The sequence below is a fragment of the Dyadobacter pollutisoli genome (assembly GCF_026625565.1).
Classification (GTDB): Bacteria; Bacteroidota; Bacteroidia; order Cytophagales; family Spirosomataceae; genus Dyadobacter; species Dyadobacter pollutisoli.
The window spans coordinates 1,236,063-1,255,143 of the sequence record NZ_CP112998.1; the positions used below are offsets into that span (position 1 = coordinate 1,236,063).

The following is a 19,081-nucleotide window of genomic DNA, read 5'->3' on the forward strand; positions in this document are numbered from 1 at the left end:
TGGAACCTCTTTTGGCATTTGATGGTGCCCGTGGTGATTTTCCATTTTTTTTGGTTTATGTGGAAAGGGCAAGCCTTTCATTGATCAATAATTCAAAGTCAATCCTACACCAAATCCCATATCACTATCATAATGCGCGGTAACACCCGCATACCTGGTAAAAATATATTTGATCGCCGCCATGTACTCTTTATCAGTGTTGACCATCAGGTTCATACGCAAGCGTTTGGAAACGGGTATGTCCATCCTTTCTAACTGACACCTGACAATACCATCCGTAAAGATTTCAGCCTGTGCAGAAACCAGCATGGGTAGCGTATAATTGACACCCGCACTCAGTATCGAGCGTTTGTCTTTCGTATTCCGCTGCCCAAACAGATTGGTTTCAACTTCATCCATATCCATTTTTCGGTACCGCCAGTCAAATCCTATAAAAGGCATAAGCCACTGCATTTTGCCAATGTATCGCCCTACATGCGTTTCCACTTCGTAGCCATGGTGGTCGTTATAACCCAGCCGCCATTCAGTGCCGATACTCCAACGGGTATTTTGTATCATAGCTTCCCCGTCATTCCCATTATTGGCAATATCATTTTCTGCCATGAAATGAAATTGTCGGTCGTCTGCAAAAAGTTTGCGTTGTGCAAGTTTAGGGTTTGTTATTTCAGGGTTTGCAGGTGAGTTCTGATAAGAGAAAACCCTTCCCATACCACTCATCATGTGATAAAGAATATGGCAGTGAAAAAACCAATCCCCGCTTTCAGTTGCTGCAAATTCGAGGGTATCAGTTTCCATAGGCATAATGTCAATGATATTTTTCATCGGGGCATTTTCACCCTGACCATTGAGAACCCTGAAATCGTGCCCATGAAGGTGCATCGGATGGCGCATCATGGAATTATTGTAAATCACCATACGGACATTTTCACCTTTTTTAATCAGGATCTTATCACTTTCAGAAACTACCTTGTTGTCCATACTCCACACGTAACGGTTCATGTTTCCCGTCAGTACAAACCGCAGTTCTTTTACAGGTGCATCTTTTGGAAGCGATGTATTGAGAGGTGATTTGAGCATGGCATAATTCAGGGTTGTAATCGAAGAAAGGGCGTTGCTGTTATACATGTTATGATCGGCATGTCCGCTTTCCATTGGCTTCTTACTATCATCCATTTTCATGCCCTCCATACCCTTCATCTCAGCCGGTTTACCCGCCTCTTTTATTTTCTTTCCTTTCACAGGGCCTGTAATTTCCGGATACATGACCAGGTTCATATCCATCTGGTTCAGGCTCATGTTCATGCCCATATCATCCAGATCACCATTCATTTTCATCATGCCGTTCATCATTTTCATGCCCTCAAAATATTTGAGTTTGGGCAGTGGCGATGTAAGCTGTTTGATTCCTTCACCCAAATACAGGGAAGCGGATCTGGTGCGGTCTTCCGAGGTTACAAGAAACTCGTATGCGATTGGTTTGGCCCCCGGATTTACCTGTGGAATAGTAACAATCACATCATAAGTTTCCGAAACGGCAATAATCAACCTGTCTACTTCGACTGGGTCCACATCATTGCCGTCATTGGCAACTACGGTCATTTTACCTCCGGCGTAAGTAAGCCAGAAGTAAGTGGATGCGCCTCCGTTCGAAATTCTCAAACGCACTTTCTCACCGGGCTTGAACTGTGAAAGCTGGCTCTGATTTTTGCCATTGATAAGGAATTTCTCGTAGTAGACGTCGCTGACATCCATTGCATTCATCCGTTTGAACTCATTGGCTACCTTGGTTTTAAAGTAACCCTGTTTAATGGCCTCTGAATAACTTTGTGTCGTGCCCTTTTTGATCGAAAACCAATCACTGGCATTGTGCAGCATCCGGTGCACATTTTTAGGGTTCAAGTCTGTCCATTCACTCAATACGATAGGAACTGTCGGGATAACTGGTTCTTTTTTCTTGTTCAGGATCATAGAACCATACATGCCGATCTGCTCCTGCAATCCGGTATGGCTATGATACCAGTGCGTCCCGTTTTGAATAATGGCAAACCGGTACAAATGTGTAGTATGCGGTTTAATAGGCATTTGCGTTAGATTGGGAACCCCATCATATTTGTTTGGCAGGAATAGTCCATGCCAGTGCAACGAGGTTTCCTCATTAAGCTCATTATGGACATAAATCTCAGCCGTGTCACCTTCTGTAAAGGTCAGCGTAGGCATAGGGATTTGTCCGTTTACCGCGATCGCTCTTTTTAGTTTGCCTGTAAAGTTTACCGTCGTATCCTTTACGTATAGATCATACCGGACTATCTTCTGTGCAAATGCTATTTCAGAAAATAGAAGAAAAATAATACCAGGGAAAATAGCCTTTACGCCAGCAGTTTTACCAAAATACATAAGATGTTTTACGTTAAATAATAGAAGAATATTCTGCCCCAACAGCTAGCTGTAAGGGCAGAATTAAAGCATGGCAAAATAGGCCTGCTTTTGTTACTTGATGGTTTCGGTAGTTTTGCCACAGTTTAGCATCTGTGCGCCGTAGTACGGGTTTTTAATAGCAGGTATCTGGCTCAGCCAGTTGGCTCCTTTACCCTCCTTGGCCATAGGGCAATGCTGGTAATAAACTGCCTCAGATGGCTTTCCAGATTTTATGAGTTTATACATATTATCTGAAAGCGAAGAAAAATGATCTCTCTGGTGGCCTACGTCCTTGGTTTCAGAAATATGGTCTGCATCAAAATCAAGGTCTTTCATTACTTTCATCCAGACCATATGCTGCTCAGAAGCAAGCTGATCCATTTTGACCGCTTTGATTGCTTTTACAAGATTGATGGCATTTGTTGATGCTGTATTGCCGTCAGAACTTACCAATGCATCTTTAACGGCATAATAGGCATCCAAAACAGGTTTTAACGGATCTGCATCAGCGGCAGCGTCTTTCTGTGTGTCCGCCATAGCAACATGCTGATGTTCTGTCATTTTCTTCTCTACAACGGCCTGCTTTTTAACGGCACGTTCATACTTGCAGCAGTCCGCAAGCTTTGCATAAGCATCGTCAGGAGCCAAGAACCTGTCATTGTCATAACCCGCCAAAGCTACTTTTTTAAGAACTGCATCAATCGAGGTTTTCTTACTGTCGTAGGTGACCAGAGCCATTTTTGAATCCTTGTCCCAGCTGGCCTTTGATGTGTTTTTTTCAAATGCTGCTGTTTCAATCCCTTCTTTACATAGGGCACATGATCCGGCAATTTTTACATTTTCTGTGGATACATTTTTGATTTCTGCATTAGACAGAAATGGGGATAGCAACAACACTATTGCCATCAATATTTTTATTGATTTCATCTTAAAAGGCCTAAACTGTTAATAATAAACTGATTAATCAAAAGCAGGGGTGCTTTCGAAAAGACGCACTTGTGGCGTCGGACAATTTAACAGCTTATGTTTGGGGGCATCCAAAGAGAGAGGTATACCGGTTTGGGAGTAGATTCTTTGAAGAACCAGGAATTAGCCTGGGAAATAACAAAAACATTTTTGCTAATCAGTGCGACTTGATGTGTTTTTAATGCAAATACCGAAGACCCGTGGGCACAACTGCATCCGGAGCCGTCACAAGTGTGGCCACACATTTTCTTCTTACTGCCTGATCTTTGATGGTCAGAAGCATTACAATAAACTTTTTTATTACCAGTATCCTTTATTTCAGTTTTAGAGATCTTATGCTTGCTGCCACACGCATAACTATTACTTGCCGACAGCGCCAGTAAGTGAGTCATTATCAGTAACATCAAAACAAAACCCTTCATACAGAAATATACGGTTTTTAACATTACAAAGATTACAGTTCCTTTGCCAATATTTCTACACAATTGCAGAAATACCTTACATAATTATGGTATTCGCTTCTCCTGAGGGGTAAAAAGTTAACGCTGTTGCTTTTTTTGTTAGTCATATCATGCCATTAAAATTATTATACCAAAGTTATGTTGTTATCGAAACTAGGATTGATTATAGGTGTTCTGGTGATATGGATGCATCAAATGGATATCAGATCATTTAATGCTGCAGTAAATGAACAAAACATAGGCGTGGGAAGTCAACCCGAAATAGCCGTCGATGCCAATGGGGTTATCCGTATCGTTTATGGCGTCAAAAATGGAAAAGAAAGGGATTTATATTATGTTTCATCTAATGATGGAGGTAAATCTTTCTCGAAACCTTTTGTACTGGGTAACTTTTCACAAATGGGTTTAGGTATGGGAAGGGGCCCACAATTGACCACAACAAAGGATTATACGGTAGTAACTGTTGGTGATCACCATGGCAACTTGTATGCAATTAGATCTTCGAATGCAACAAATCAATGGTCAACTCCTGTACGTGTTAATGACACGGATACTACCGCCAAAGAAGCATTGTCTGGCATCAGTGCAGGCAGGGATAATCTAGTCTATACCGCATGGCTGGATACGCGTCTCGGAAATAATAATCTATATGGCTCCCTTTCAAAGGATGGAGGGTTGACCTGGGGAAAGAACCAATTAATTTATAAGGGCGAACAAAAAGGGATCTGTGATTGCTGTAAACCTTCCGTTGCAATAGGTCAAAATAGTGTTTTGAATGTCATGTTCCGTAATAAGCTCAACGGCGCGCGGAACATGTATATGATCAGCTCGAAGGACAATGGCGAGCATTTTGACAAAGCTCAGAAACTTGGAACGGGGGACTTCATGATTGACGGATGTCCTATGGACGGCGGAGATTTGTCAGCTGATGCAAGTGGAAGGGTAACTACTGTATGGAGACGTCAGATGGACGTGTATATCGCTGAACCATTAAAACCGGAAGAAAAACTTGGCAGCGGCCGTACACCAGTAATCCTGCAAACCAGTAAAGGCCCATTAGTCGCATGGCATCAGGACGGCTCTGTACAATTTCGAAGTGCGGGTGGTGAGAAAACATTTCCGTTGGTAAAAGGGCAATATCCTAAGCTTGCATTGAGTTCAGACAAAGAAACGATTTTTTGTGTGTATGAACTGGATGGTCAGGTTATGGTCAAGTCTTTTCGACTGTAATTGCAGATTAGTCCATAATAGATATTTATCTAGTGTTGCACGACACCAAGACTAGTGTTGACATAGCCAGGCACAACCGGTCGGAAGAGATCACGTCTATTATGGTGCCTTTGCCAGCTCACCGAAAAACAAAAAGATGAAAATAGGTAAGCTGGTCAAAGGTCTTAATTTCCAAGGAAAGTCACTAGAGGGGAAGAAAATAAACGTTGAGAATATATGCGAAGATATTGTCTTACAGCTACTTTCGCAAGCTAGCGATATTAAAGTTTTGTGAATTCGATTCTGGAATCATTGTTTAATCTCTCTTTCCTTTGGAGGACAGGGTATGCAGTCAATCTTGGAGCGCTCACGCGTGATCCAATTCATAATACTAGGTTAACGGCTTAAAGATTTCCCAATGATGACCAAAAGGATCTACCAGATGGCCCAATCTATACCCGTAATCCTGATCGGCGACAGGATAGATAATTAATGCGCCCGCTTCTACTGCGCGTGCAAATAACTGGTCAGGATCTACGACCTGCAATCCAATCCGGACAGGTGTGCCGTGCAATTTCTCAGGGCTGAAATGGTTGTACTCTTCCGACTCATCTGCAACAACAAACCTTGCGCCCATAATCTCCATTTCGGCGACTGTTGATCCATCTGAATCAGTGTTGGACATAAGAACAGTGGCACCAAATGCTTTTTGATAAAATGCAATGGCGCCAGAGCAATTTCTTACTGTTAGTGTGGGTACGATGACTGCCAAATGCGAGCCGTGTTGATGTAAGTTCATAATTTCTTTTTGCTACAATAGTATGCTAAAAACTTTGAAAACAGTAACCGTCATATATTAGGTCAACCCAAGTGGATATCGGCTTAATGGCCGATACTAAAATAAGGCTCATTTTTGTAACCGCTTAGAGCTGCCTAAAATTCGGTGGTTTTTCCGTACTCTTGAACTCCTGGGTTTTCCTCTCCATTTAGTTCTAAAAACAACCGTTTTCATCACTTTCAAATTACACAATAGTTGTACACAAAATCAGAGTACTATAAATGGACAACTGGCACGTTATACTGTACTGCGTGTAAAGTGACTAATATCCAGTTATGGGTGAAAAAATTTCTCTTAGTTCAAACAATACTATCACTTAAAAATGGCGGCTCACTATCTTAAATATGCGAGCAAAAATGACGAATTTTGTCGCATAGGGCGCACTCCATAAGGAGCAACGATTATTTTTTTGTTTGTTGATATTAATAGTTGTTTATAAGATGCAGATGCAATTCTTGTCCCTCAATTGTCCCTGTAAACGGATAACTGTCTGATATAGAGTAATTTTAAAGTTTTGTATCGGCAAGTAAATACATAGAATACCGGAAAGCAACAATATACAAACGCCTGAAAATTAGATATTTGGTCTAAATTTTCAGGCGTTTTCTTTTGCTCTTTTCTGGATGATTTATTAATTTTTTGTCCCTCAGGATCAGACGGTTTTGAAAGGCTGGCAAAGTGGGAGAGATTACTTCTCTTATTTGCGCTTAAATAATCTTATATGATCTAACTGCATTTTAAGTAAGCTTATGAGTTCAAACATTTCCATCACCAGAATCTGCCAGCATTGCGGCAACGAATTCACGGCCAAAACGACGGTGACAAAATTTTGCGGCGATGACTGCGCTAAACGAAATTACAAACTCAGGCGGAAAACTGCCAAGCAGCAGAAGATGACCGAGAAGATCGCTGAAAGCAATCGTCAGACGCAACTGGTCAGAGAAGCTCAGAAGATGCAGCTCTTAGAGAAGGAATTTCTCACTGTCAAGGAAGCAGCGATAATCCTGGGGTGTTCTGACCGGGCGATCCATTTGATGATTATCTCAGGCAGACTGCCGGTGATCAACCTGGGTGTTCGTAAGACCAGAATTCTCCGGACAGAATTGCAGCGGCTGTTCGAGCTTCCTGAACGGAGAGTGAAGCCTGTCGAAAAAGTGGAACTTGAGGAGGAGCCGCTGACCAAGGCAAATTGCTATACGGTGGAAGAGATCACATGTTCGTGGGGTGTTACCCGAGATTCAGTCTACAGTGGAGAATTCGGAGCCATTACAACTACATTTCGGGAATTACGGTCATATCATTTCGGTCGGATTTGACCAGCTTAAATAATTGAATGATAGCAAAGTGACGTGAGATATGCTACGGAATCAGGTGGTTAAGCTATCCGAATTCTCCACTTTGGCCTGGTTTTACGCCAACTATCCGATATTCTGGACCTGCCACAGTTGCCAGAGCATGTTAGACGAACTCTCGAAGATATTCAGAGACCGTTAAGGGAAAATATGAGATGGTTTAGAGCAGGTGAATGTTTACGGTGTTTTCGGTGCCTGGTGAATCCTAGCTCATGAAGGCCTTGTGGGGTGGTTTGTTGAGCGGAATTCTGAATAATAGACGCGGCTCGTACGACGAGGAGTTTGATGTTTATAAGGAGAACACTTGATTCCTTCCTGGTAAAAGTGTTATTTGTAGATTACAAAAATGCTGCAATTCGTAACCTGAAGATAACACTTTTGTCTCTTGTTGGGCTTTATCTGAGAGCCTAGGCTATGTCAGGCGCGAGGACTTACGTTCGAATTGTGGGAATGCCGTTAGGAAAGTGATCGCAGCCAGGAACATACCGTGAGTTGGTTGCTGTCCGGCCGTATTGTCAAATCCATAAATATTGTTGAGATTTTTTTGGTCAAAGAAATGTAGATTGAATGCATGGAGAGTAAAATTGAGATTTATCAAAGCCCGGACGGAGAGACTTCCATAGACGTAATGTTTGAGCAGGATACTGTCTGGCTTAGTAATGCGCAGTTGGTGAAATTGTTTAATTCAAGCAAGGCTAACATAAGTGAGCACATAAAGCATATTTTTTTGTCAGGCGAGCTAGATGAAATTCCAACTGTTCGGAAATTCCGAACAGTTCAAAGGGAGGGAAGCCGGCTAATAGAGCGAGACCGGATTCACTATAATCTTGATGTCATCATCGCGGTGGGATATAGAGTGAACACGAAGCAGGGAACTCAATTCCGACAATGGGCAACCCAGCGGCTGAAGGACTTTCTTGTAAAAGGTTATGTTATTAATGAAGCCAGATTAAAGCAAAAGCAGCAACATATTCAAACCTTACGAGATGGCATACGTATCCTTAGCCGATCCATCGAAGAGTCCGAAAATCTGAAGGATTTGAATTGGTTCGCCACTTTTGCAAAAGGACTAGCACTGCTGGACGATTACGACCACGAACAACTCGACAGGAAAGGCCGGACTGTTCGCCCGGCAATTTATCCGGATTTAGCTCAGTACCATGCGGTCGTCGAAGCAATGAAGGCCGACTTTGATTCTGCGGTCTTTGGAAAAGAAAAAGACGAGAGTTTTCAAAGTGCTATTGCACAAACCGGCAAGGGTTTTGGAGACGAGGATTTCTATCCATCGGTCGAAGAAAAGGCATCAACTTTGCTATATCTAATCATTAAGAATCATAGCTTTGTAGACGGCAACAAGCGTATTGCTGCGGCATGCTTCCTGCTCTTTCTAAGAAGGAACAATTTATTAATGTCTGACAATGGCGATCCCATTATGAGCAACGAGGCCCTTGCCAGCCTTACTCTTTTGCCGCAGCCAGCAAGCCGGATGAGATGGATACCGTAAAAAATCTCATCATAAGTATACTCAACAGAAATCAGTAATTTTGTATCTTATTTGGTTCTGACATTGGTTAATTGTTTGATAATGAGTGTGATGAATATTTTGTACCGAAAAATGAAACTTTTCCGCAGGAAGAGCGCCTTCTGGAAAGCGAATTTTCGATCAATTTACTGGCGGAATATACTCTTAGGGGCAAACGTCGCAGAAGCTGGATCAACTTCATTAATCCCTTCCGAGGGCTGCTGGTTTTAGGCTCGCCTGGTTCCGGGAAGAGCTATTTTGTTATCCGCCACATCATTACCCAGCATATCCGGAAATGTTTTGCCATGCTGGTCTATGATTTCAAGTTTGATGATCTTTCGCTCATCGCATACAATAGTTTTTGTCCGATCAGGCTGCATACAAAGTACTTCCCCGTTTTTACACGATCAATTTCGATGACCTGGAGCGAAGCGCCAAGTGCAACCCGCTCGAACCCTCTACGATGCCGGATATTACAGATGCGGCTGAGTCAGCCTGCACGATTCTGCTTGGCCTTAACAGGGAATGGATAAAAAAACAGGGCGATTTTTTTGTTGAGTCCTCCATCAATTTTCTTACCGCAATTATTCTGGTTTCTTCGCCGATACAACAACTATATTTCAAACATAGGAATACCGTCTATACCATTTGGTATATTATCGCACTGTCAATCTGATGGGTTGGCTTCGAAACAAACGAAGGTAGCAATAAATGATTGCCCAAACAATAAATCTACTCGATTCATATACAGATGGGTAGATATACCACATCACCAAAAAGGATTTCTTTTATTTGAATTTATTTTAACACCTTATTGTTCCATATCCAGCGGAAGATCCTTGCGATCTAGTTATGTACGAGTTACATGATATTTCAGTAAGTATAAAGCGTGATGTTAAATTCTTATAAATTCATATTATTTGTAAGGAACGTATCTCAATCTTATCCCAACAGGTATGAGCTTAAAAGAACTAAGGGATTTGGAAAAAGGTCTGGAAAGTCAGCGAAGACAAGTAGAGAACCCTAGAGCCTCGGAATCTTTATTACGTGAGCTGAAAATTTATGACCTTTTTGTTCCCAAAGAAAGTCAAAGACAGGAGAACAAAGTGCTTGTCCGTTAGACATATCTCATGTATTTTGCCCGTCCTGGCTTACTGATCGGCTTTCATGGATGTGAACAGAGCGTCAGGGATGCAATAGTCTCAGGACAGCAACAGATGCAGCCAAGCTGCTTCCAAATATGATTGGCTTGGGCAAGGACTGTATTCCTGGGAAAATAACTATGAACGGGCTTTAGATTTTGCCCACAACCATCCAACCAAAAAGTTTCAAATACGTTCCGTGCTGGGAGCTGTTATCGATCTGGATAAGTGTTTAGACCTGCTCGGTACGCTTTATCTGAGGATAGCACGTAGCTCGTATGAAAACCTGGTGAGTGCTGCCGCATCTAATGGCAGAGAGGTTCCCAAGAATAAAGATGTCCCTAATTCAAAAGACAGGTTGATTAGGGAGCTGGATTGCGCTGTAATTGAAAACATTCATCTTATACAGAAAAACAACGGCACAACTCCGTTCGATTCTGTGCGCGGCGTTTTTGTCGAAGGGGAAGAATTGTATGATGGAGCTGGTTTTCATGAAAAAAATCATATTCAGCTATGCATTCGAAACCCTAATGCATCAAAGGGCTTTTTGTTCCAAGACAGGAGGTTGACTGGCCTTAGTATTAAGGGTACTGATAAGTCGATTGTTGCAACAAGTTGTATGTCAGCCACTAATAGCGGAAATTGGATCTAGGTACAGTTTAGAAGGGTTAAATAAAGGGCATATATTGCTGGTCAATGGCTCTTGGATTACGCCGGTATCGGTGACCCATTCGTATTTTACCTGTCCGTATTTCAATACATTCATTTTATAGTCAAGTCCTTTGCCAGCCGGTACCCGAATCGTGACACTGTCCTGACGCTGCTCATGCTGTTTGGAAGGGGCAAGGTTATAAACCTCTTTGGGGATTGGCACATTCGGGCCGGATCCTAGCTCTTCAAGTTTAAGCACCGGACAGGATTTTGATCCGTCTGTTTCGACCGTTGCAACTGCGACCTGCGTATCAGGCTGGTAGAGACGGCTGAATCCAAGTAATTTGCAGGTTCCCAGCGGATCCAAACCATACTCAGCAGGCATGACGGCGGTTACAAAAAGTAGGCTCCCGAGCGAGAAGGTGGCGATAGTTGCTCGGATGATTTGTTTGGTTTTTAGAAGAGGTGGATTGATATCTGTCATGATTTTTAGATTTTATCGTAAGAAATGACCGGTTAGCTGATAGCCGATCAAAAGAAAGCCTGAGGCCATCAGAAGCGTGTTTGTTAAAGTTGAAAACCGCTTAAAGCTGTCACTATAACGCAATAGGCTGATGACAACAAGGACCAGAATCAAGGCAAGGAACTGCCCGATTTCAACTCCAATATTAAAGCCGATCAGATTCGTGACCAGCCCCTCTTTGCCGAATTTAAAATCATGAAGTTTACTGGCCAGTCCGAACCCGTGAAACAAGCCAAAGATCAGAACGGCAGCTTTTGTGTTGGGCTGAAAGCCGAAAATCTTCTTGAAGCCACCCAGATTGTCAAAGCCTTTGTAGACAATCGAGAGGGCAATGATCGCATCGATTAGATAGGCATTGATCGATTAGATAGGCATTGATTGAAATGTTTGCTAGTACACCCAGCAGCAGTGTCAGGCTGTACCCAATCGTAAAGATGCTCACATAGATCAGAATGTCCTTGGGCTTGTAAAGAAAGAATATCACTCCAACTAACAACAAGATGTGGTCGTAACCGGTTATCATGTGTTTAGCGCCAGTGTACAGGAACGGCATAAATGCCGCTCCTTCATTGCCAATCAGAAATGATTTTGTCTTTTGATCGACACCATGGGCTGAAACGTTTACGGCAGTCAAGGTAAGCAGCAATGAAAAACTTAACAGAAAAAGTTTTTTATACTTCATAAGTTAAATGGATTTGTAATGTGGCTGGAATTAGATTCTGTTATGGGCGGTCGTGGCTTTGTCCATGAGCGGTTGTATCGTGACTGTGGTCAATACCGGTTGTATCCACAGATGCTGCCTTTGTGGAATCTGTATGATCAGCATGCTCGCGGCCATCTTTATAGGTGTGTGTCCCTTTTTGCGATTTACTTGAACTGGTTGTCAGTATGGCAAAGGACAGCGCAGAAATATTAAGCATTCGTTTCATAGAAAATTGAGATTAAATGAGAGTTTGAAAAGGAATTTTTGGTTTAAAAGCAGTTATAAATCAGGTTTGGCCTCACCGGTTGCCTGCTTTGGCCGGGGAAAAAAAAGAAAAGCGATCATCAGAAGCCCAAGGGTCAGGATGCATCCATATAAAAAGTCTTTTCCGGGAAAGCGGCTTCCCCAAAATCAGCAGTCAGATAAGCAATTGCCCACCACAAATGGGAAAAAGCGAAGTGGCAACCATACACTTTTCCCTGCTGGGCATCATCGATATTTTCCCCGATCAGTGTTTCAAAAGGTATCTCAGCCAGGCTTTGCCCTAAACCGGCAATAAGCCATAGCATCAACAAAACTGTAAAACCTACATAGATTGCTGTGATAACGGCAAGCCCTAAAAGGAGTGCACCTGATAGAAGGGACAGCCTTCTGCTTTTACTTTTATCAAAACTCCGGAAAAGAAAGCGGCAATTGAAGCGCCTATGCTAAAGGCTGCCATGACCCACCCGTAATGCTGATCGGTAAGTTTGAGACCTTCCTTAATATGACCGACTGTGTTGACCAGGATCTGGGCTCCGGCAATAGCCGATATTATTTCTATAACCAGTGAAAACCGGATCGGATGCGGAGTTGGCAAAGAGCCATTTGGTGCAGGTCTGAAGGGAGCACTGACCAAACCGGGTGGTTGGCGGGCCTGCATGTACATGCCAGGAGAAACAGTTCCCAAAGTAAAAAACCACGTGGGGCTGAGCACCGAAGAGGTAGATCAATGGGGGATCCCGCTGCTGGTTCCCTCGGTCGGGTACGACGATAACGATGAAAAAATGCTAAATGACTTCCTGAAAGACAGCATGGAAATGCTCGAAAAAGCAGGCTGCAAGGATATCGTATCGCGTGATACCAAACAGCCTCCCGGACTGGATATTCACGAAATGGGGGCGTGCGTATGGGGAAAGACCTGAAAACTTCCCTTCTCAACGAATGGAACCAGCTGCACCATTACAAAAATGTGTTCGTCACCGACGGCGCCTGCATGACCAGTACATGAAATCAAAGCCCGTCAATTCTGTATATGGCTCTGACGGCCAGGGCGGCGGATCACGCGGTGAAAGAGGTGAGAATGGGGGATCTGTAACCAGGACTTGCCAAATTCACTTTGCTGTTGACTTCAACTGCAATCATAAATTATCGGGCGATTGTTTATATTTGGACGGTATTCAATGATTTATGTATTGTGGAAGGAAAAGAAGACAATTCGCTGAGCGGTGTCAAGGAAATTGCACGCAGGGCGAACGTTTCTCTCGGCACCGTGGACCGGGTGATCAACAACAGGGCGGGGGTAGCTGTAAAAACCAGGAACCGCGTCAATGCAATTATCGAAGAGCTTAATTACCAGCCCAACGTGCTCGCCCGGCGACTCGCCCTGACATCCAGAGGTACCCTGCGGCTTGCAGTGCTGCTGCCTGACATTTCCGAAGAAACAGAGTACTGGAAAGCCCCGCTCGAAGGGATTAATAAAGCGGATTTGGAAATCAGGCAATATGGCGTTCAGGTGGAGCACTACTTTTTTGATCAGAATGTCCAGTCCGGATTTGCCCAACAGGTGAACCGGATCATGGAAAATACCCCCGATGGCGTACTGATCACGCCCACTTTTGAGAAGGAGTCGATCGTGCTGATGAAATTCTGCAAAAAGAAGAAAATTCCCTGCGTGCTGATGAACTCGGACATTCCGGACCAGCAGCGACTTTGCTATATCGGACCCGAACTTTTCGACAGCGGGTATCTTTCCGGTCAACTGGTCCACTATTGTCTTAAAGATGGGCAGAAGGCAATGATTGTCAATATCGCCCGTGAGATTGAAAGCAACGTGGCCATCCTGCGCAAGGAGGATGGATTTCTGGCCTATTTCAGGGAGAAGCTTTCTGAGGACCAGCTTGTTCACCTGAATATGACGGATACCGGCTATGCTGCTGTTGCCGGAAGGCTTACCGCCTTGCTGGAAGAACACAAGCAGATCGGCATTATCTATGTGACCAATTCCCGGGTGTCATTGGTAGCACAGTGGCTGGAATCGATTGGGAGAAGCGATATTGTCCTCATTGGTTACGATTATCTGGACAAAAACCTGGATTATCTCAAAAGAGGGGTGATCGACTTTCTGCTTTGCGAAAAGCCCCAGGAGCAGGGTTATCGTGGGGTGATGTCGTTGTTTCAATATCTGGTTTTTTCTACAACCGTCCAGGATGATTATCTGATCCCCATCGATATCGTTACCAGTGCCAATTATAGGTATTATAGAAATTAAGCGAGGACTATATTTTTTAAATCTCATTTCGTGCACGTGCACAGTTCTATTTTCATATGAAGTACCGATCTATTTTTTCGCTGCTGGTTTTAATGTGCCCTGCCTGGACAGTCCTCCCGCAGTCTTTATCCATGAAGAAAGAATATGCCTCAACTTTGGTGCAACTTTCGGGCACATTGCTGGAACTGCAAATAGAAGGTCAGGAGAAGGCCGATTGCGGCGCATTGGCTTGTAACACCTGTCATGTACTGCATACGCGGGCGGCTGAGGCAGTTTACCCTTTTGCGGTTTCCTATCAGATCACCGGCGAAAAAAGGTACCTAAAAGGCGCCAGGAACGCGGCATCCTGGCTGATCGGCCAGCAGCAACCCGATGGAAGCTGGAAAGAGACGCCCGAAGAATGGACAGGCACTACCACCGACCAGTTGCTGATGCTGTTACTTGCCTATGAGATTATTTCAGCAGAGTTGGACAAGCACGAAAAGGTTTCATGGCTCGCAGCGATCGCCAAAGCCGCCAACTATCTTTACAAGGTGATGAAACCAGAATTTGCCAGTATCAACTATGTAGCCACTACCACCGCCACACTCGCCAAAGCGCACCAGCTGACGGGAACGGAACGTTATCTTGCCCGTGCTCGCGAGCTTGCGCACCGAACAGTTTCCAAGATGGATGAAAAGGGGTTTATCAATGGCGAGGGCGGGAGAGGGACAGGCGCCAAATTGGGCATCGATCTCGGCTATGAAATGGAGATGTCACTTTGGGGATTAGGGCTTTATGCCAAAACGGTGGGTGATACACTGGTGGATAACTCGGTAAAGAACGCATTGAAAACACATCTGGATTTTATCTATCCGGATGGTTCCCTGGACAATTCGTGGGGGATCAGGTCCAATAAGTGGACGATGTATGGCGGGGCCACTTCCGACGGATGCCAGGCATTGTTCTCGCTGTATGCGGATGAAGACCAGCGCTATGCGAGCGCATCTTATAAAAACCTGCTTTTTTTGAGAGAGAATATCCTTCCCGGCGGCCTGATTGGCTATGGCCCGCATCATAACCGTGTTTTCGAAACGAAGCCCTGCATTTACCCCACTTTTACCAAGGCAAAAAACCTTGCGATGGCCTATCAGTTTGAGAAAAAGGAAAGCAGGCCCTATCAACTTTTGCCAACGGAAAAGATTGGATGGGTCAAATATTTTGATAATCTGGATGTGGCGCAGGTACGGACAAAGAATTTCATGGTAACCATAACGGGTTATCGCTATAAGGATCAGAAGGCTGGCTCGAAAAGCAAGTATATGTTCCGGCCGGATGGCGGCACGATGTCGTACCTGTGGGTGGAAGGCCACGGTGCATTGCAGGTGTCGAGCGTAACCGAATATTCCCGTCCCGAGCCCATGAGCTTTCCCGAAGCGCCTGGCGTAAAATGTCTGACGCCCCAGATCGCTTATCGGGATTCTATTGGGTATTTCACCAATTTGTTCGAATTCGATGCCCGCATGAGTACAAACGCTTTGGATAATGACAGGTTTCGGGTGCAGGCCAGTGGTGAATTGAAGAACAGGGATTGGATCAATGGCGGCATCGCTTACGCCATTACCTACACTTTTACCGACGATTTCATAGAAAAGAAAGTGGTATTGACTTATCACGACGCTTTTCCAACGGTGACAATCACTGAGCCTTTTGTGATGCAAGCGGGGATGGAAGTGAATCAGGTAAATGACAGGACGGTTGCAATAAGTGGAGGGAAGAAGAACTTCGTTTTCACGACGGAAGGAAACGGCAAGCTTGTTGTGGGTAGGGGTGCTTCACATTATTGGACGCCATATCCGGCTATTAAAGCATTTCCGGTAGAGATCGAGGTCGCCCCGCCGAGGGAAGGCTTCACGCAAACGGTAAGTTATAGGATTGCTTTGGAGAAATAAGATTCCTTCTTTTAATGCCACGTATAGACCGCAGCTGCGGTCTATACGTGGCATACCATCATTTTGAAAAATCCTAAACGATTAATTGCCAAAAAGACCTTCCTGTATTCTTTTATGCAAATCGTCTTCAAAAAGACGATAAATAATTTGGTCGCTATTTTTTTTATTTTAATTTTGTGCACGTGCACGATTTTTAATCACTCCTAATAAAACAGCACAGGAAATCAGTGATAAGTCAGGCACATTTTATTTTAATTATTTTTCGTGCACGTGCACGAGTGTTTTTGAAGAGAGGAAAATATGAATAACCCCATGGACATATGTTGTGCATACCTCTATATCATTTCACGATATGGGTATCCGCCGCCTATTGAGCATACGGTCGGCCATATCCGGGAAATGGCTGCGCTGGGGTTTTCGTCGATAGAACTCGAAGGAATTGGGAAAAAGAATATTGAATACCTTTTCAAGCATAAAAACACCATTAAAGAATCACTGGAAGAATGCGGTTGTACTGTGCCAATTTTATGCATTGTATTGCCGCAACTGGGATCTGATCTGGATGCAGCCGGCCAAGCAGAGTGTCTGGAATTGTTTGAAATGGGATGCGAAACCGCACAGTTTTTCGGGACCGAGGGTGTATTGGATAACGGGCCGCTTTTGCCGCTCCAATATCCCGCAAACATGGCGGTCATGCGTCATTACAGCGGCAGTGAAATCGATAGCCTACGACCCTTATCGGCTGTCCGGTGGGAGCATTATTGGGGAACGCTGACCGACAGATACCGTTTGGTCTGTGCCTTGGCAGCCCGATATGGGCTTGATTATCACCTTCATCCTTGCGAAGGCAGCCTGACCCCGTCTACTGATTCTTTTTTGTTTTTCGCAGAAGCAGTCGGCGCGTCCAACCTGATGTTTAACCTGGATACATCGAACCAGTTTCTGATCCGGGAAAACCTGCCGCTCAGTCTGATCCGTTTGGGTAACCGTGTTAAATACATCCATATTTCAGATAACACAGGTCAAAAGGCTGGCCATCTTCCGCCCGGCAGCGGAAATATCAATTGGGAGATCTTCTTTTCCGTGCTGCGGGAAGTGGGTTTCAGCGGCAGGCTTGCCATTGATGTAGGCGGGGCCGAAACGGAGATCGGGGACCTGGATGCTGCATATTTAGGAACAGCGCAGTGGCTCAGGCAACAATGGTCCAGTAATGTTGGTTTATTGGTGTAGGTGATTTATTATGAATTATTTAGTTTAGATATCAATGAGTATGCCTGATAAAAGATATGCCGGATTTGTTTGGATGATGCTTCTCGCATTTCAGTTTCTGCTTGCCGGAAGCCTGGAAGCACAGCAATACGACATCCGTAATTCCGGTGCGATCGGCGACGGTATCACCGACAATACCCTGTTTATCCAGAAGGCAATAGATTCTTGTACCATCACGGGTGGCACCGTATACATTCCAAAGGGGACTTACCTTAGCGGCACCCTGAATTTAAAAAGCAACGTAACCCTCCATCTTTCAGTGAATGCAATCCTGCTCGGACAACCCGCGGCAAAATTTTATCCTTATCAGGATTCAGGGATCCATTTTTACGGCGAGGATTGGGCAAAACAGGCGTTGATTTTTTGTAAAAACCAAAAAAACGTAGCCATCGAGGGCAAAGGGACTATCGACGGACAAGGCGCCGCATTTGTGACCACTACTTTGAAAAAGCCAGACCGTTATAAAAACAGACCTTACCTCCTATGGTTTGCGGGATGCGAAAATGTCTCTGTGACCGGCGTGCAATTGCGAAATTCAGCATTCTGGATGCAGCATTATCTGGGCTGCAAAACGGTGCGCATCGACGGGATCAGCATTTGGAACCACTCCAACAAGAACAACGATATGATGGATATCGACGGCTGCAGCAACGTGACCATTTCCAACATCACCGGCGATTCGGATGATGACGGGATCACGATCAAAAGTACTTCACCGCTTGTATCCGAGCACATTGTGATTTCCAACTGCATCCTCAGCAGTCATTGCAGCGCCATTAAATTCGGCACGGAATCTGTCGGTGGCTTCCGGAATATTGCTATTTCAAATTGTGTGATCAAGCCCTCGGCACAAACGACAACCATTTATGGCAAACCCGCCGGGATCGGGGGGCTGGCCATGGAGATTGTCGATGGCGGGATCATGGAGCATATTGTAGTGAGTAATCTGGTGATCGATGGCCCGGAGGTGCCGCTTTTTCTGAGACTCGGCAACCGTGCCCGAAAATACATTGCCACGGCAGAAATGCCCAAGCCCGGCATCATGCGCGACATCACCATATCCGATGTGGTGGCTACCGGCGCGGCAATAACAGGCTGCTCAGTTTCGGGCATTGCCAAAGCCAATGTAGAAAATGTTTCATTTAACAACATTCGCATAGCGTTTGCGGGAGGAGGGGTGCCCGCTGACGTAAAACGAAAAATAGAGGAACTGGAAGATCTGTATCCGGAAGCGACGATGTTTGGGAAACTTCCGGCGTTTGGATTTTTTATCCGGCATGTAAAAGGTCTCAGAATGTCGGGCATTAGTATGTCGACACTAGCGCCTGAGCAGCGGCCCGCCTTTTTTGTAAACGACACCAAAGATTTCGCAATTCTTGACATTGACACAAAACAGGCAGGGACATCGGTGCTTGTAAGCAATAGTGTGGACGGATTGGTGTCGGCAAAAAGCAGCGGTAAGCCTGTGGAAGATTTTCTTAGAAAGGATGGATCTTCGAAAAACATCAAAGCCAGGCTAGATTGATTTTAAAACAAAAGTTAAACCAGTTAACGTATATATATTGTCGT

19 protein-coding genes are annotated in these 19,081 nt (G+C 44.5%); 11 read left to right on the forward strand and 8 right to left on the reverse strand.

Going from position 1 to position 19,081, the window contains the following annotated elements; genetic code table 11:
* Positions 1-84 precede the first annotated feature (84 nt).
* Together ON006_RS05220 and ON006_RS05225 are read right to left on the reverse strand one after the other, a co-directional pair.
* On the reverse strand, positions 85-2,394 hold the full coding sequence (locus ON006_RS05220; RefSeq protein WP_244819530.1) for a multicopper oxidase domain-containing protein: 2,310 nt from the start codon (positions 2,392-2,394) through the stop codon (positions 85-87).
* Positions 2,395-2,487: 93 nt separating this feature from the next.
* A complete protein-coding gene (locus ON006_RS05225) occupies positions 2,488-3,342 on the reverse strand; it encodes a DUF3347 domain-containing protein (RefSeq protein ID WP_244819529.1) in 855 nt (284 codons plus the stop codon).
* A gap of 743 nt (positions 3,343-4,085) precedes the next feature.
* Between ON006_RS05225 and ON006_RS05230 the strand changes: the two genes are divergently transcribed.
* Positions 4,086-5,072, forward strand: a complete 987-nt coding sequence (locus ON006_RS05230) for a sialidase family protein (protein WP_244819528.1) — start codon at positions 4,086-4,088, stop codon at positions 5,070-5,072.
* Positions 5,073-5,442: 370 nt separating this feature from the next.
* Here the strand turns inward: ON006_RS05230 and ON006_RS05235 are convergent, their stop codons facing one another.
* Positions 5,443-5,850, reverse strand: coding sequence for a VOC family protein (locus tag ON006_RS05235; protein ID WP_244819527.1), 408 nt, complete (start codon positions 5,848-5,850; stop codon positions 5,443-5,445).
* Positions 5,851-6,638: 788 nt separating this feature from the next.
* Here ON006_RS05235 and ON006_RS05240 point away from each other — a divergent pair.
* From ON006_RS05240 to ON006_RS05255, 4 genes are all read left to right on the forward strand, one after another.
* Positions 6,639-7,205 carry a helix-turn-helix transcriptional regulator gene (locus tag ON006_RS05240; protein ID WP_244819526.1) on the forward strand — a complete coding sequence of 189 codons (567 nt, stop codon included), beginning with the start codon at positions 6,639-6,641 and terminating at the stop codon, positions 7,203-7,205.
* A gap of 607 nt (positions 7,206-7,812) precedes the next feature.
* Complete coding sequence (gene rhuM, locus ON006_RS05245; protein ID WP_244819525.1) at positions 7,813-8,745, forward strand: virulence protein RhuM/Fic/DOC family protein; 933 nt, start codon at positions 7,813-7,815, stop codon at positions 8,743-8,745.
* A gap of 71 nt (positions 8,746-8,816) precedes the next feature.
* The gene (locus ON006_RS05250) at positions 8,817-9,296 is read left to right on the forward strand and encodes a type IV secretory system conjugative DNA transfer family protein (protein WP_244819524.1); all 480 of its coding nucleotides are present in this window, start codon (positions 8,817-8,819) and stop codon (positions 9,294-9,296) included.
* 808 nt (positions 9,297-10,104) lie between these two features.
* Positions 10,105-10,557, forward strand: coding sequence for a hypothetical protein (locus ON006_RS05255; RefSeq protein ID WP_244819523.1), 453 nt, complete (start codon positions 10,105-10,107; stop codon positions 10,555-10,557).
* On the opposite strand, the gene ON006_RS05260 is transcribed toward ON006_RS05255, so the two are convergent.
* From ON006_RS05260 to ON006_RS05275, 5 genes are all read right to left on the reverse strand, one after another.
* Positions 10,528-11,040 carry a hypothetical protein gene (locus tag ON006_RS05260; protein ID WP_244819522.1) on the reverse strand — a complete coding sequence of 171 codons (513 nt, stop codon included), beginning with the start codon at positions 11,038-11,040 and terminating at the stop codon, positions 10,528-10,530. The two genes, ON006_RS05255 and ON006_RS05260, sit on opposite strands and share 30 nt — an antisense overlap.
* Positions 11,041-11,052: 12 nt before the next feature.
* Positions 11,053-11,439 carry a HupE/UreJ family protein gene (locus ON006_RS32130; RefSeq protein WP_310590305.1) on the reverse strand — a complete coding sequence of 129 codons (387 nt, stop codon included), beginning with the start codon at positions 11,437-11,439 and terminating at the stop codon, positions 11,053-11,055.
* A complete protein-coding gene (locus ON006_RS32135; RefSeq protein ID WP_310590303.1) occupies positions 11,381-11,761 on the reverse strand; it encodes a HupE/UreJ family protein in 381 nt (126 codons plus the stop codon). Before ON006_RS32135 ends, ON006_RS32130 begins: the two co-directional genes overlap by 59 nt.
* 40 nt (positions 11,762-11,801) lie before the next feature.
* Positions 11,802-12,008: a hypothetical protein gene (locus ON006_RS05270; protein ID WP_244819520.1), complete on the reverse strand. Its 207-nt coding sequence runs from the start codon at positions 12,006-12,008 to the stop codon at positions 11,802-11,804.
* Positions 12,009-12,141: 133 nt separating this feature from the next.
* Positions 12,142-12,351, reverse strand: coding sequence for a hypothetical protein (locus ON006_RS05275; protein ID WP_244819519.1), 210 nt, complete (start codon positions 12,349-12,351; stop codon positions 12,142-12,144).
* A 207-nt stretch (positions 12,352-12,558) separates the two neighbouring features.
* Here ON006_RS05275 and ON006_RS32265 point away from each other — a divergent pair, with 207 nt between their 5' ends.
* From ON006_RS32265 to ON006_RS05300, 6 genes are all read left to right on the forward strand, one after another.
* Positions 12,559-12,966, forward strand: coding sequence for a hypothetical protein (locus ON006_RS32265; protein WP_374760195.1), 408 nt, complete (start codon positions 12,559-12,561; stop codon positions 12,964-12,966).
* Positions 12,951-13,052, forward strand: a complete 102-nt coding sequence (locus tag ON006_RS32270) for a hypothetical protein (protein WP_374760194.1) — start codon at positions 12,951-12,953, stop codon at positions 13,050-13,052. The genes ON006_RS32265 and ON006_RS32270 overlap by 16 nt, the downstream gene beginning before the upstream one ends.
* A 186-nt stretch (positions 13,053-13,238) precedes the next feature.
* The gene (locus ON006_RS05285; RefSeq protein WP_244819518.1) at positions 13,239-14,312 is read left to right on the forward strand and encodes a LacI family DNA-binding transcriptional regulator; all 1,074 of its coding nucleotides are present in this window, start codon (positions 13,239-13,241) and stop codon (positions 14,310-14,312) included.
* Positions 14,313-14,368: 56 nt separating this feature from the next.
* Complete coding sequence (locus ON006_RS05290) at positions 14,369-16,243, forward strand: ulvan lysase-like protein (protein WP_244819517.1); 1,875 nt, start codon at positions 14,369-14,371, stop codon at positions 16,241-16,243.
* A gap of 312 nt (positions 16,244-16,555) precedes the next feature.
* Positions 16,556-17,473, forward strand: coding sequence for a sugar phosphate isomerase/epimerase family protein (locus ON006_RS05295; RefSeq protein ID WP_244819516.1), 918 nt, complete (start codon positions 16,556-16,558; stop codon positions 17,471-17,473).
* 40 nt (positions 17,474-17,513) lie between these two features.
* On the forward strand, positions 17,514-19,037 hold the full coding sequence (locus ON006_RS05300; protein ID WP_244819515.1) for a glycoside hydrolase family 28 protein: 1,524 nt from the start codon (positions 17,514-17,516) through the stop codon (positions 19,035-19,037).
* Positions 19,038-19,081 lie beyond the last annotated feature (44 nt).